Source organism: Kitasatospora sp. NPDC088264, assembly GCF_040685715.1.
In the GTDB taxonomy this organism is placed as follows: Bacteria; Actinomycetota; Actinomycetes; order Streptomycetales; family Streptomycetaceae; genus Kitasatospora.
In genome coordinates this window covers 169857-184418 of the sequence record NZ_JBFBIR010000005.1, presented here as the reverse complement: position 1 = coordinate 184418, position 14562 = coordinate 169857, and the positions used below count along the sequence as shown (strand labels likewise).

The window sequence follows — 14562 nt, the reverse complement described above, 5'->3', positions numbered from 1 at the left end:
CCGGGAATCTACCGGCCAGTAGCTCTGTTGCCCTGCGATTGCGGGGCAACAGGCCGCGCAAAGGCCTTACAACCACAGGCGTACCCTGGGGGTACCCCGTCTAGTTCTAGGAGTCGCACGTGTCCGCTGTCGCGCCCGACGGCAGGAAGCTGCTCCGCCTGGAGGTCCGCAACAGCGAGACCCCCATCGAGCGGAAGCCCGAGTGGATCAAGACCCGCGCGAAGATGGGGCCGGAGTACAACGCCCTCCAGTCGCTGGTGAAGAAGGAGGGGCTGCACACCGTCTGCCAGGAAGCCGGCTGCCCCAACATCTTCGAGTGCTGGGAGGACCGCGAGGCGACCTTCCTCATCGGCGGCGACCAGTGCACCCGCCGCTGCGACTTCTGCCAGATCGACACCGGCAAGCCCGCCGAGTTCGACCGGGACGAGCCGCGCCGGGTCGCCGAGTCCATCGTCACGATGGACCTCAACTACGCCACCATCACCGGCGTCGCCCGCGACGACCTGCCGGACGGCGGCGCCTGGCTGTACGCCGAGACCGTGCGCCAGGTGCACGCGCTGACCGCCGACCGCGAGAGCGGCCGCACCGGCGTCGAGCTGCTGATCCCCGACTTCAACGCGGTGCCCGAGCAGCTGGCCGAGGTCTTCTCCTCCCGCCCCGAGGTGCTCGCGCACAACGTCGAGACGGTGCCGCGGATCTTCAAGCGGATCCGCCCGGCCTTCCGCTACGAGCGCTCGCTCGACGTCATCACCCAGGCCCGCGCGGCCGGGCTGGTCACCAAGTCCAACCTGATCCTCGGCATGGGCGAGACCCGCGAGGAGGTCAGCCAGGCGCTGGCCGACCTCGTCGGCGCCGGCTGCGAGCTGATCACCATCACCCAGTACCTGCGCCCCTCGCTGCGCCACCACCCGGTGGAGCGCTGGGTCAAGCCGCACGAGTTCGTCGAGCTCCAGCAGGAGGCCGAGGAGCTGGGCTTCGCCGGGGTCATGTCGGGCCCGCTGGTGCGCTCCTCCTACCGGGCCGGGCGACTGTACCGGCAGGCGCTGGAGCGGCGCGCGCAGGCCGCGGTCTGATCCGACTGGGCCGGTTGGGGCAGCGGGGTCGGCTGAGCCCGCCGATCCTGCTGATCCGGTGCTTTTGAGCCACCCGCATGCGGACGAAGGGCGGAGCCTCGGCTCCGCCCTTTTGGTTTTCACCGCGCTTTGACTGCCTGGTCACCGCCTGGTAACACGGGATGGTGACGATGGACTCGTTGCGATCGTTCGATTCTTCTCAGCCACGAGGGGAGCTGTTCGGCATGCGGATGCGCATCCGGTCGGTGGGGGTCGCGCTGCGGCTCGCCGAGAGCGTCCTGCTGGCGGGTGGCCAGCAGCAGGCCCGGCGCAACGCCTGGGCGGCGGTCTGCGAGAACCGCCAGTACGCGGCGGACCGCCGCCACGACGCGCGGGCGGCGACGACGTCACCGCCACGACGGTGACGTCCCCGACGGTTCTCTACAGTTCTCCACGGTTCTCGACGGCGACGTTCTCGACGGCGACGTTCTCGACGGCGACGTTCTCGACGCGACCGCGCCGGGGGCCGTTCGCCGTGGCAGACGGTCGCTGTGTGCGACGACACAGGGCACACGAGTCACGGATCGAGGCGAACGGGTACCCGGGCTTGGTTATCCCGTACCCGTGCCACGTACCATGAGCGTTATGGCGAGGGAAACATCCGAGAACCCCGGGCGACTGAAGCAGATCCGCCTGGCGTACACCATGACCAAGAAGGTCGACACCAAGATCGGCCTGATCATCGCCGGCGTCGGCCTGCTGACCTTCGGCGTGTTCCTCGCCATCGGCTTCGCAATCGACCACCCGATCTACCTGGGCATCCTGGGCTTCATCGTGGCCTTCCTGGCCATGGCGATCGTCTTCGGGCGCCGGGCCGAACGCGCGGCGTTCGGACAGATGGAAGGGCAGCCGGGCGCCGTTGCGGCGGTGCTGAACAACATCCGACGCGGCTGGAGCTCCAACTCCACCCCGGTCGCGGTCACCCGCAACCAGGACGCGGTCTACCGCGCGGTGGGCCGGGCCGGAATCGCGCTGATCGGCGAAGGCAACCCGAACCGGGTGCGCCAGCTGCTGGCCTCCGAGAAGAAGAAGATGGCCCGGGTCGTCGGCGACGTGCCGGTGCACGACATCGTGGTGGGTACCGGCGAGGGCGAGATCCCGCTCAAGAAGCTGCAGATCCACCTGATGCGACTGCCCCGCGCCATCACCGCGTCCCAGGTCACCGAGACCAACGACCGTCTGCGCGCCCTGGGCGACCTGCTCTCCAAGGCGCCGATCCCCAAGGGCCCGATGCCCAAGGGTGCCCGGATGCCCAAGGGCGGCCAGGCCCGCTGACGCTCCCCCGACCACAACACTGAACGGCCCCGCCGCGGAGATCCCGCAGCGGGGCCGTTCAGTGTTGTGCGGCAAGGTCGTCCGGCCCTGGATCCGGACTGGGTCAGGGCCTCGACAGATCCCGACTAGATCCGGACCTCGACGGTGCCGACCGCCTTGTCGTGCAGGCCGCGGGTGTCACGGTCCCAGACCAGCGGCGGCACCACCAGGCAGAGCAGCAAGGTGCGCAGCAGCACCTGCGGGATGGTCGCGCGGCCGCCGTCCAGGCGGATCACCCGGAGGCCGAACAGCCGCTTGCCGACGGTCGTCCCGGTGGTGGCGAGCAGCACCGCCGCGACCAGGAAGTAGAGCGGGCTGGTCCACAGGTTCGCCTCGGCCGGGCTGCCCTTGCCGATCAGCCCGTAGGCGATCAGCGCGACCAGCCAACCGTCCACGAACAGGGCGCCGATCCGGCGGCCGGGGCCCGCGATCGAGCCGGGGCCCTCCTTGGGCAGGCCGAGGCGCTCGCCGCGGAAGCCGAAGTCGGCCCCCATCTTCTCGGCGGCCGCCTTCGGGCCGTCGATCCACGATCCCAACGCTTCTCTGGTGTCCACGAATCCACACTAACCGGGCGACCCGTCCGGACCGCCACCGGCTCCCCCGAACGCCACGGGCGGGTGAATCGTGCCGCCGGAGCTTTCCAAGTGGTCCAGACCACTTGTGGAGAGCCGAGCCTGACGGCGGTACGTTTTGCCCCGTCCCGTACATCTTTGCCACCCGATCGGCGGGCGTGGTTAACATTTATGAAACGACCGGGTCACCGGCCAGAAACGGCCCGTTCCTAGGGTGAGCCACATTCGCACGCCGAGGAGGATGGATGTTCAACAACGCCGCCGAAGTGAAGCAGTTCATTCAGGACAACGACGTGAAGTTCGTCGATGTCCGCTTCTGCGATCTGCCTGGCGTCATGCAGCACTTCTCCGTACCTGCGGCGACCTTCGACCCGTCCGAGATCCTGATGTTCGACGGCTCGTCGATCCGCGGCTTCCAGGCCATCCACGAGTCCGACATGGCCCTGGTCCCGGACCTCGCCACGGCTCGGCTCGACCCCTTCCGGGTCGAGAAGCACCTCAACATCAACTTCTTCATCCAGGACCCGGTCACCGGCGAGGCCTACAGCCGCGACCCGCGCAACGTCGCCAAGAAGGCCGAGGCCTACCTCGCCTCCTCCGGCATCGCCGACACCGCGTTCTTCGGGCCCGAGGCCGAGTTCTACGTCTTCGACTCGGTCCGCTTCGAGACCAGCGCCAACGCGTCCTTCTACCACATCGACTCGGAGGCCGGCGCCTGGAACTCCGGCGCCGCCGAGGGCGACGTCCGCGGCTACAAGGTCAAGTACAAGGGCGGCTACTTCCCCACCCCGCCGGTGGACCACTTCGCCGACCTGCGGGCCGAGATGTCGCTCGAACTGGCCAAGTCCGGCCTCGAGGTCGAGCGCCAGCACCACGAGGTCGGCACGGCCGGCCAGGCCGAGATCAACTACAAGTTCAACACCCTGCTGCACGCCGCCGACGACCTGATGCTGTTCAAGTACATCATCAAGAACGTCGCCTGGCGCAACGGCAAGACGGCCACCTTCATGCCCAAGCCGATCTTCGGCGACAACGGCTCGGGCATGCACGTCCACCAGTCGCTGTGGACCGAGGGCTCGCCGCTCTTCTACGACGAGCAGGGCTACGCCGGCCTCTCCGACACCGCCCGCTACTACATCGGCGGCCTGCTCCGGCACGCCCCCTCGCTGCTGGCCTTCACCAACCCGTCGGTGAACTCCTACCACCGCCTGGTCCCGGGCTTCGAGGCGCCGGTCAACCTCGTCTACTCCCAGCGCAACCGCTCGGCCGCGATCCGCATCCCGATCACCGGCTCCAACGCCAAGGCCAAGCGCATCGAGTTCCGCGCGCCCGACCCCTCCTCCAACCCGTACCTGGCCTTCGCCGCCATGCTGATGGCCGGCCTCGACGGCATCCGCAACAAGATCGAGCCGCTGGAGCCCGTCGACAAGGACCTCTACGAGCTGGCCCCCGAGGAGCACGCCAACGTCCCGCAGGTACCCGCCTCCCTCCCGGCCGTCCTCGACGCCCTGGAAGCCGACCACGAGTACCTGCTCGCCGGCAACGTCTTCACCCCGGACCTGATCGAGACCTGGATCGACTTCAAGCGCACCAACGAGATCGCCCCCATCGCCCTCCGCCCCCACCCGCACGAGTTCGAGCTGTACTACGACCTGTAGAAGGTGCTCTGACCTGCGGAAACACGCCAATTCATAATCGCGTTTCCGTAGGTCAGCCATGCGCTGACCTACGGAAACGCCTGATGGCTGGCACTCGTTCACCCCTCGGCCGATCCCTCCGCAGGGGCGAGCGGGAGGACGTACTCCTTCGCCAGTTGCGCGAGGTGTAGCGGGAGGGGGTACGCCAGGGGCGGGTAGTCGTCGTGGTAGCGGAGTTGGTGGGTCAGGGTGGCCCAGTCGACGGGATGGTCTGCCGAGCGTTCAGAGGAACAGCAGCCGAGAACCGTAACCTCAAGAAGCCTGGGGTTCCAGGCCGTCTTCCCGGGCGCGGTCCGGCTTCCCGGAGTCGGGGCGAGCTTCATCAGCCCCTTCGGCCTTGCCGCGGTGGGTGGGGTGCTGGTCGTACTGGCGAAGATGCGGTTGTGGGGACCGTCCGACAGGGCCCAGACGCCTTCGGAGAAGCCGATCTTGGCCAGCTCGTCATGGGCGTACCACTCGGGTACTTCGCCCCGGCCGTTCTCGTCCCGGACCAGGACCATCCGCAGGTCGTTGCCGTAGGCCGTGAGTCGCTGATCCGGACCGGTGCCGAAGGCGAGCATGTCGCGGGTCAGCGCGCCGTTGCGCAGCCTCGGCCAGCACTGCCGGAGGTTTCCCGAGTTGACCAGCAACAAGGTCGGCCGGTCACGGAGTTGGAAGAGCACGGTGCGAATCTCGCGCTCCAGGTCCGTGGGGACCGTGCCGCCGGCCTCTACGAGAGACAGCAGCATGCTGGGGTAGGGCACCCACTCGGCCCGTCCCGTGTCCCAACCCTCGACCGTCCCCGGGTCTCCGTCGGAACGGACCCGCACCGCAACCAGGCGGCGGGCTGGGCTCCGGGTGGGCCCGTCCTTTGTGCAGCGCACCAGCCAGAGCGCGGCGTACTGCAGGTCCCCTGGGATACCGTCACCCGCCCGGTGGGCCGGCGGGCTGATCGCACCGAGCTGCCGGAAGGCGTCCAGCCAAGCCCAGTTGGCCCGGTGTTCCAGGGCCGCCGTCCCGGGATCGGGCAGGTTGATGAACTGGGTGAGCCTCCCCTGTCGCCCGCAGGCGAGGCGCAGCGCATGTTTGGGGTCGGAACCGGGCACCGAGGCGAAGTGCTCCTTCCCGGCGATCTCTGCGATCACCAGACTGACGCCGTCACGCGTCCGGTCATCCGCTTCCGCCACCAGGGCGCAGCGCTCAGTGATGGCCTCGGCCAGGCGAACGGCCGGGCGGCGCTTGCGGTCGGTGGAAAGCCGCAGGGCGCTCGCCAGCTCTCCGGCCGGCCTGGTCCGGACCACGATCCGGACGCCGTCGGCCGTCCAGCTGGTCGCGCCGCCCCCGTCGGTCCGGCTCCCCGGCACAAGACCGATGACCTTCGGAAGTGCCGCAAGGAGGGCGTCCCGGGTCTGCGGTGACTGCCAGAGGATCTCCACGTCCAGCGGTCGGCCGTCGAGAGCACGGCCCAACGCGGTACGGCGTGCCAGAGCCTGCTGTGCTTCCCTGCTGCCCGGCTCGCCCTTCTTTGCGGAGCGGGGCAGCAGGGAAGGGGTGTTCCGCCGGGTGACCCGGCTCAGGTCCGCTACTCGGCGCAGGACGGGGCTCAGCCCCTGCTCGATCCACGCGTCCAGTCCAGCCCGCTCCCGTGGCATCAGGCCGGCCCCTACCTCGTGCAGCCCGAGCACCGGGTGGTAGACGATTCCGGCAGCAACGTCCTGGCGTCCGTTGAGCCACTTCTCGGGGGAGGTGAACAGCTCCTCCGGCTCCGGAAACCGGCGGGTGATGTCGAGATCGGACAGGAGCAGGGCGGGGCTGCGCCGCTTCCAGGCGATTTCCTTGGACCTCCAGTCGTACCCCAGGGTGTTGACCATCAGCCGGTAGCCTTGGTCCGGCCCTTCCGGCCACGGCAGTGGGGTATCCAGCAGTACGGTCGCTCCGCCCAGCTTCCACCGGGGGATGTCCAGCCGGGTGGCCCAGCGACGCACCCCGGTGGTCACGTGGACCCGGAACCGCTGGGCGAACGGCACCGTATGGACGGTGACGGTCAGGTGGGCCGAGTAGTACCAGGTCTGCTTCCGGTGTTCGTACCGCAGCGGCGGCCAGGAGACCAGATCGACCCCGCCGATTCCGGAACTGACGACACGGAAGCGGAGGCTGCCGCCACCAGTACGAAAAGGCGTGCCGGCCAAGCGGAAGGCAACCGCCTCGGGGAGCAGGCGGTAGAGCCTGGACAGAGGTTCCGCCGTACCGCCGGGGGACACGACCGTCTCTGTAAGGTCAACCCGTTCGGTCTCCCACTCAGGCAGGGATAGCGCCGTAGCTTCACACCCTGTCTGCAACTCCCGTTCCAGGTCGACCGCTTCGTCATCGCTGCTGGAAAGGGCGGCGGCCCAGGTGCCGATCAGCGGCGCGAGGACCTGCCGCGGAACGGGCTCGCGCGCGTAGAGCCAAGGCAGTCGGCCGTCGGCTCCGGCGTTGCGCCCAGTGGCCAGTACCCCCGGCGCCCAGGCCCGCAGCAGCGAGTGGAGCCGGGCTACGGGGAGGTGCGACTGGCCACCGCCGCGCGAACGTTTCTGACGATCCATCAACTCCTTTTGCAGGCCGCATCCGAGCTGCAGGACGTGCAGGTCTTCCTGCCAGGCTCCGTGTTCAGGGTTCGGCTCGTAAGCCACGGCACGAATGGCGTGATACATGGCAGTGCTCCTCGGTGAAAGGACACGGACTCGACGACTGATGCACCATCAAGCTGCTGGCAGCGGCTGGGCCAGGCAGCGACCGAGCATGCGCCACAGCGGCTGGTAGAGGGCCCGGACGATGAATTCGTGGTCGGCAGGTGTCGCCCCGTCCTGGAAGTACGGATCGAGGACCTCAAGGATGCTGTGCAGCAGGCTGGACTTCGCCGTGTCCGCGGCCGGCGGACACGACGCGCGGTTCGGGGCGAAGGCCGCGTCCACGAAGACCACACGAGCCGGGACACCGCCACGCACGAGCCGACCGATGACCTGCCACATCAACACCAGGATGTCCCAGGTGACCTGCGCTCGGTCCTCGTTGAGCCGGCTCCACGCCATGGACCGCTGCAGCACCCGGTACCAGCATGACCTCGCCTCCCGACGGACCGCTTCGGCGCCTGCCTCCAAACTGTTCCCGCTGCGCACCCACTCCCCGAACCGTCCATCCTCCTGGGCCCGCACGATCCAGTCGTTGACGGCATGCACCGCCAGTGACAGGTCGTCGGGGTGCGGGTTCGGACGGGCGAGGAAGTAGACCGACCCGATGGCCGCCTCGTCCCTGCGGTTGAGGATGTTGTGCCCGCGTTCCACCGAGAGCAGCGGCGCCACCAGGATGTCCGCCTGGAGGTCCCGCAGGCGTTCGACGTCGCCCCGGCGCAGGGTCCGGGCCCGCTGCGCGGACGGGGCCTCGTCCTCCTCCTCGATCTCCTCGTCATCCGAGACGAGGCAGAGCACCTTGTTCCGCCAGCGCTTGTTGAGGTTGTGCAGGGTGTCCGCCACCACGCGTGCCTCTTGGTAGCTGCCCACCAGCAGCAGGATCTGGTCGCGCTCCGGAGGGAGCGACAGCAGTTCCTGCTCCAGCGGCCCGCCGTCCTCGATGTCGTCCGCGCTGGCGCCGAGCCAGGTCGCGATGCGGCGCAGCTTGGCCGGCCGCTCCGCCGGGGCGCTGCCCGACACACGCAACTTCCCCTGGTCGTCGTCGATGAACTCGAAGCGCATCCCGCTCTCGGCGGCGATCCGCTCCATCGCCTCCGGCGGTGGCTCGATCACCACTCCGACCGGAACCTGGATGTGGTAGCGGCTGGACTGCCCCGCCCAACTGCTGCCGGACATGAGCAGCACGTGGGCACCGGGCCGGCCGTCCACTGCGGCCAAGCCGGGCATGACCCGCAGCAGTTCACGGCCGACCCCGCTGCACCGGAAGAAGGTCAGCTCCCCGCTACGGACCCCTTCGCCGTCCTCGCCGTGCACCAGGAACTGAAAGCCGAGCACGTTTCCCATCGGCGCCTCGGGCACCATCGGGGCGTAGTCGTTCGGCCGTCGGTACATCTCGCTGAAGCCCAGACTGAGTGCGGCTTCGACCCGCGGCCACATGGCGTTGATCAGCGCCAGGCGCGGTTCCAGGGCGCTCAACAACAAGGTGAGTTCGAACCGATCGGCCATGCTGTCGCACCATTGCCCGGGGGTCTGCGGCGGCGGGGCCTCCTTTCCGACTCGCTTGCCGCTGCGCTGCCGGCACTGCCGCGCCTCCTGCTTCGCCTGCCAGGCCGCGAACCGTTCCTGGTACTCCGCCTCCTTCTCGGCCATGAAGGCCTCATCGAGCTGGAGCAGGGACTTCACGACGGCCAGTAGGCGGGCCCGGGTCCGCTCCGGGTTCCCGGTGTGCAGCAGTTCGTTGAGCAGCACCGTGAGGTGCGAGAAGTCCACCTCGGTGTGCCGGGCGCGGTCGCCGAACGGGTTGTCGCGGAAGGCCTCCAGTAGGTTCTGGAGCTCCTCCAGCGGGGCACGGTGCGGGTGGTCCTCAGCCGCGTCCTCAGGCAGGGGGAATCGCTCGTCGAGGATGTCCAACTGGAGCGTCCAGGCGCTGAAGTAGCCGCGCCCCACCCATTGGCGCAGTGGATACTGGGCCACCAGCATGGCGTGCAGCCGGTCGGTCGCCGCCACTACGGTGTTGAGCGCGGCGGAGAAGATCGCCACGTCTCGGTCGGACAATTGGGTGCGACCACTCGCGGCGAGTTCGCGGATTTTGTGCCGGCTCAGCCAGTCGATCAGCCCCCGCTCCTTGTCGGCGGCCAGCAGCACCGCGGGGGCGAAAGTCTGGTCAAGTTGCATCTGGATCCGGTCGGCCTCGTCGATGATCACCAGATCGCTGCGCCGGCAAGCGAGTTCGAGGTAGCGGATGCGTTCCCCGTTCTGCGGGTACGGTGGCGCGGAGTCGATCAGGCTGGGCAGCGTGGCGACCCAGATGGCCGCCTCGACCAGGGCCCGCGCACCATGGTGCCGGGGGCAGGCGGACCAGTACGGGCAGGCCAGGTTCTGTTTCTGCCACTCCGAGGCGTGGGCGCGCCCGGTCCGCCGGTGCGGGTCGGACGGTGGGCGTAGCCGGCTGCACGGCGACTCGCCGAAGGCGAGCGGCTCGCCGTTCCCGCCGCGCAGCTTGAGGTTCAGCACGCAGGACGTCCCCAGGTAGGCGAAGGCCGGGTCGTCGTGCGCCAGCAGTCGGTGTTCGCCGCGGCCGGCCAGTCTGCGGTGCAGCCGCTGGGCGTGGCGCTCCCGGCCGGAGGAGCCGAGCACCGGCGCCGCCGCGCCACCGGTGTACCGGTTGTAGAGCTCGACCAGCTTCAGGACCTCGGCCACGTCGGAGACCACGACGGTAGTCCGCCTCCGGCGCCTGGCCAAGTGGACCGCGATAATGTCCCGCAGCGTGCTCTTGCCCGCCCCGACGATGCCGAGCAGGTGCTGGATCCCGTCCACGGTGAACTCCTCGGACCCCCGGAAGACACCGAGCTCCGCCGTGGACATCTCGAACCCTCGCAACCGCCCCGCCCAGCTCAGGTCCTTCGCCTTGTCGAAGCGCCGGTCCACGGCGTCCATCACGGCTGCGGTGCGTGCCAGGTCCTTCAACCGGAAGGTCAGCGGCTCACCCCCGCCGGCCGGGACCAGATCCACGTCGTGGACCACCATGGGCGCCGGGGAGACCTCCGGCAGGTCGACCACCGCCAGCGAGCGGCCGACCGGGAAGGCGTGCGGCCCCGGACCGGCGACCGGAAGCCTCCGACCCGCCAAAGGTGGTGCCACCGACAGCAGCTGGTCGTAGGTCTGCCACCGCTCTGTTCCCACCGAGACCTCCCGGCGGACCGCCGCGGTGTCGGCGTGCGCCACGTCGTAACCGCGTAGCGCCGGGTCCAGCTGCTGGTAGCGCTCCAGAGCCTCCCGCCAGGCCCTGCGCCGGGCCAGGGTCCAGAGTGAATACCTGGCGACTTTGAGGGTTCGATCGGCATCCGGCGGCAGCGGAACCTGATAGGCCTTGGCGAACCCGTACCCGCTGAACAGCACCCAGGCCTGGGCCGCCGGGGCCTCCGGCATCAGCCGGTGCTGGAGGTACAGGCCGAGTTCGACCTGGCAAAGGAACTCCGCCGTCGGTCCGGGCAACTTCGGTCGGGCGTAATGCTGGAGCTCCCGAACCGTCCTATGCAGGATCGGCGTCAGACTGCGCACTTCCTTCTCCTCTCATCTCTGTTTCGCCGACGGCTCGTTCACCACGGAGCCGGGCTCCCAGATCGCCCGGCCCGGTCAGCAGGACCTGTTCTGGGGCGGACAGCGCCTGGGTGAAGGCGTTCCGGTACCGGACGACGCCGGCGAGGTCCTCCGGCACCACCACCAGGACCGGCCCCGTGGCACCGCTGAACCGCTCAGCCAACAGCGCAGGCTGAACCCGGTCATGAATGTGTAGTTGGCGGACCGACAGCCCGGCGCCCTGGAGCCGGTACGCGCTCAGCTCATTCGGCAGGGCCTGGTAGCCGACGGCCGCGCGGTCCAGGTCGGCCAGGACCGCCTGCTCCAACCGGAACGGGAGCGACAGGAAGGCCCGCAACGGCCTGCCCAGCAGCAGGACGCCGTCCGTCGTGCGGATCAGCTCCATCGGGATCCCATGCGGGCAGCTCTCGCCCTCGCACCAGGTATCCGACCCGGACACCGCCCCCTGGTCCGGCACCCGACGTCCCCCCAGCAGGGCCGGCAGCCGGCAAGTACCGCAGCGCAACAGGGTGCCCTCGACGGTCAGAGACTCCGGCACGGGACGGTAGAGGTCCTTGACCCGGGACCAGATCTCCTTGCTCCAGCCGCGCTGGAAGCGGTCTCCATGACGCACCACCGGATTGAGTGCCAGGAACCGCCGGCTCTTGTGAAACCGCTCCATCGAGCCGCACCGGCCAGCCAGTTCGCTCAGCAGCACGTGAGCGGTCTTCTCCGGACCACCCTCCGCGCCCGCGGAGGCCAGCTCCAGGCAGGTGCGGGTGGGCAGCAACCCGTTCCGGTCGACCAGGGCCGCGTCCGGGAAGACCAGCGCGGGTGGGACCTCGAAAGGCCGGTCGCCGGCCAGCGTGCAACGACACCACTCGATCAGCTCCGGCAGGCTCTTCGGAGGCACCAGGCCGAGGCCCATACAGTGCAGCACCATCCGGTCCAGTACTCGCTGCGCAGCGGGCGGGTAGGGCAGCAGGAACGACCTGAGACCGACCTCCTCCCCCAACTCGCATACGACTTCCGCAAGTTCACGGAGCAATGCGACTCCGTCCGACGTCATCGGGCCGCCTGGAAAGCCGGTCCGCTGGAGCACCATCGCGCCGTCTCGCACCGGGCACAGGCCGGTCCGGGACGTGGCGCGTAGTCCTCGTCCCGGAGCCAGCGGTCCACCAGCCCGCGCACGACCTGCTCGGCCGCGGCCCGTACTTCCAGGACGAACGGATCGATGATCTCCAAGTCCGCGCCGCCCGGCCGCAGCACCTCGAACTCGATCCGGGCCCGGTCCGACGTGCCGGCCAGGTCGCCGCGGGCGAGCAGCAACACGGCCAAGGCCAGTTGCGGGTACTGCTCCAACAGCGGGCGGTCGAAGGACCGATCGCGCGCCGCCGTCTTGGTCTCGCGCCACACCCAGGCACCGCCGTCCCGGTAGAGCAGGTCGGGCCTGGCGACCACCACCACGTCAGCGGCGGTGTCGTGGCGCACCACCCGCGGCTCGTTGCGGACATCGGTGGCGTCCCGGACCAGCCGCATCGGACAGACCGCAGCGTGGCCGCGCAGCAGCTTCGCGCCGAGCGCGCGCTCGGGCTCGGGCAGTTCGAAGCCTTCGGGCACCCACTGCTCGGGGACCTTCACCGTGCACGGGCGCGGTGGACCACCGCCGTGGCGCTCGGCGAGGTACGCGTGCAGGGCGCGGCCACGATCGACCGCCGCGGCGTGCTCGACGTCGTCCGCAGCCGGCAGGTGCAGCCGACGCATGTGATCGCGGGCCGGGCAAGCCCTGTAGTTCCGTCCATTGGTGACGGACCACCAACGCTTGGTCCGTCCCGGCTCGTCGATCCCCAGCAGGCCGGGAGCGCGGCGCAGCACCGGACAGGCGGAGACGTACGGGCAGTCGGCGCAGGAGGCGCCCGGGCGGTACTCCTGGCTGGCCAACAACGCGGTCAACGCGGCGCGACCGTGTGCACGGTAGTGCGCGAGCGACTCCTCCCGAGTGCCGTCGAAGAGCGGGCGGACCCGGCCGTCCAGCAGTGCGAACTCAACGATCCGCACGCGCTCCGGCCGTGGCCCGGGGGCACCCTCGGCGAGCACCAGAGCAGCCGCCGCGACGAAGCTTTCCGGCGGACGCTGCCGTCCCAAGCGATTGACAGGCAAACGCAGTTCGCGCACCGTGCCATCACGGGACTGCAAGCACCGGCCCCAGACCGTCAGGTGGTACTCGTCCGCACCCGAGGAACTGGTACCGGTCACCAAGTGGCTGTAGCGCCAAGGAGTTTTCACGTCTGACAGCAGGAGATCCGGGTCCTCCGGAAAGGCGGCGGTGTAGCTCGCCACCGCGTGCGCTGTCCACTGACGCAGGCCATCATGCAGCGGCTTCGCGGACCGCGGCTCCTCGGCGGGCTCGCCCGTGGGCTGGCTGAGGGCGTCACATGCGGCCATGAAGGGGCCGAAGGCGAACTGTTCCAACCGCTCTTGGCGCCGACGGCCGGCCTGCACCGGCTGGTAGCCGCGCGCCTTGAGCGCGTCAGCGGCCGGACAGCGGAAGTCGCCGCCCTTGAACATGCCGACCGACACCCTGATGACGTTGGAAACACGGCGAACCCCGTCCGGGGGTAGCCATGAGTCAGGCATTATGACTCCATATCTGTGGAAACCGGAGCCCTGCTGACATGCTCGGAAATCAGCCGGACTCCGAACAACGACAGGACGGGAAGACGACCATGACGCGACGGATCAAGAAGTTCGGCGCAATCGAAGACCACTACGAACTGATCGAACACATCGGCGGGGGTGCCCAAGGAGATCTCTACCTCGCCCATGGCCTGGGAACCGGGGAACAGGTAGCCATCAAGATCCAGCGGGAGCAAGAGTTCGAATCGGAGCGGAGCTTCGCCGAACTTGCACGTGAACTCACCCGCGAAGGGGTCTTCAGCCACCTGGTCTCCGACGGTCCGGGCGGAACGCTGCAGTTGTTCGGAATGGGCGAATACCAAGGTCGGCGCTGCATCGTCATGGAGTACGTCGACGGCGTCCTGCTGTATGACCTGATGACGGATTTCCGGCCGATCAAGGATGTAGCCACCGTGGCCTCGATCACCGGCCAACTCTGCGAAATCCTGGACGATGTCCACCGCAAGGGATTCGTCCACCGTGATCTGAAGCCCGAGAACGTCATGGTGGAGCACTCCGGGCGGGTGCGGCTGCTCGATCTCGGGCTCAGCGTGCTGGCCCGCCAGGGCACCCGGCACGGCTGCGGCACGATCGGCTACGCGCCCCCCGAGCAACTCACCGCGACCGCCGACGGAGTGACCGCGCGGGCCGACATCTTCGCACTCGGCTGCCTACTCCTGGAGATGACCGTCATGCAGCTCCCCTACGGCGGGACGAGGGCGGGGATCACCGCCACCCCTCCGGTCGTCCTGCCTGCGGATCGACTCGCCCTCGTGCCGACGCCTTTCACCGCGCTCGCCCTCTCGATGGTGGAGTTCACGGCGGAGAAGCGCCCCGCCTCGGTGCGCGAGGTGTTCGAATGCCTCCGCCCGCACCTGCCCACAGTCGACGGGCCCCGACCCGTGAAACCGCTCCGGCCCGACCCGACGGAGTACTACCGGACCCGGCCGCCCAGGTGGTGAGG

General features: G+C 69.1%; 10 protein-coding genes. 5 read left to right on the top strand and 5 right to left on the bottom strand.

What is annotated here, in order from left to right:
- The first annotated feature begins 119 nt into the window (after nt 1-119).
- From lipA to AB0O82_RS06925, 3 genes are all read left to right on the top strand, one after another.
- Nucleotides 120-1073, top strand: coding sequence for a lipoyl synthase (gene lipA, locus AB0O82_RS06935; protein ID WP_063347320.1), 954 nt, complete (start codon nt 120-122; stop codon nt 1071-1073).
- 224 nt (nt 1074-1297) lie between these two features.
- Nucleotides 1298-1477, top strand: coding sequence for a hypothetical protein (locus tag AB0O82_RS06930; RefSeq protein WP_363580931.1), 180 nt, complete (start codon nt 1298-1300; stop codon nt 1475-1477).
- A gap of 220 nt (nt 1478-1697) precedes the next feature.
- Entirely contained in the window at nt 1698-2387 is a 690-nt protein-coding gene (locus AB0O82_RS06925) for a DUF4191 domain-containing protein (RefSeq protein WP_063347321.1), read from the top strand.
- A gap of 125 nt (nt 2388-2512) precedes the next feature.
- Here the strand turns inward: AB0O82_RS06925 and AB0O82_RS06920 are convergent, their stop codons facing one another.
- Complete coding sequence (locus AB0O82_RS06920) at nt 2513-2980, bottom strand: RDD family protein (protein ID WP_350885262.1); 468 nt, start codon at nt 2978-2980, stop codon at nt 2513-2515.
- A 263-nt stretch (nt 2981-3243) separates the two neighbouring features.
- On the opposite strand from AB0O82_RS06920, the gene glnA reads away from it, so the two are divergent.
- Nucleotides 3244-4656 carry a type I glutamate--ammonia ligase gene (glnA, locus tag AB0O82_RS06915; RefSeq protein WP_063347323.1) on the top strand — a complete coding sequence of 471 codons (1413 nt, stop codon included), beginning with the start codon at nt 3244-3246 and terminating at the stop codon, nt 4654-4656.
- A 98-nt stretch (nt 4657-4754) separates the two neighbouring features.
- Here the strand turns inward: glnA and AB0O82_RS06910 are convergent, their stop codons facing one another.
- From AB0O82_RS06910 to AB0O82_RS06895, 4 genes are read right to left on the bottom strand one after another with little or no spacing between them, the layout of a single operon-like run.
- A complete protein-coding gene (locus AB0O82_RS06910; protein WP_363580929.1) occupies nt 4755-7367 on the bottom strand; it encodes a DUF3962 domain-containing protein in 2613 nt (870 codons plus the stop codon).
- A gap of 48 nt (nt 7368-7415) precedes the next feature.
- Nucleotides 7416-10904, bottom strand: a complete 3489-nt coding sequence (locus AB0O82_RS06905) for a hypothetical protein (RefSeq protein ID WP_363580927.1) — start codon at nt 10902-10904, stop codon at nt 7416-7418.
- Nucleotides 10876-11991, bottom strand: coding sequence for a hypothetical protein (locus AB0O82_RS06900; RefSeq protein WP_363580925.1), 1116 nt, complete (start codon nt 11989-11991; stop codon nt 10876-10878). Before AB0O82_RS06900 ends, AB0O82_RS06905 begins: the two co-directional genes overlap by 29 nt.
- Nucleotides 11988-13502: a PD-(D/E)XK nuclease family protein gene (locus AB0O82_RS06895; protein WP_363580923.1), complete on the bottom strand. Its 1515-nt coding sequence runs from the start codon at nt 13500-13502 to the stop codon at nt 11988-11990. The genes AB0O82_RS06900 and AB0O82_RS06895 overlap by 4 nt, the downstream gene beginning before the upstream one ends.
- Before the next feature lie 146 nt (nt 13503-13648).
- On the opposite strand from AB0O82_RS06895, the gene AB0O82_RS06890 reads away from it, so the two are divergent.
- Entirely contained in the window at nt 13649-14560 is a 912-nt protein-coding gene (locus AB0O82_RS06890) for a serine/threonine-protein kinase (RefSeq protein WP_363580921.1), read from the top strand.
- The last annotated feature ends 2 nt before the right edge of the window (nt 14561-14562 follow it).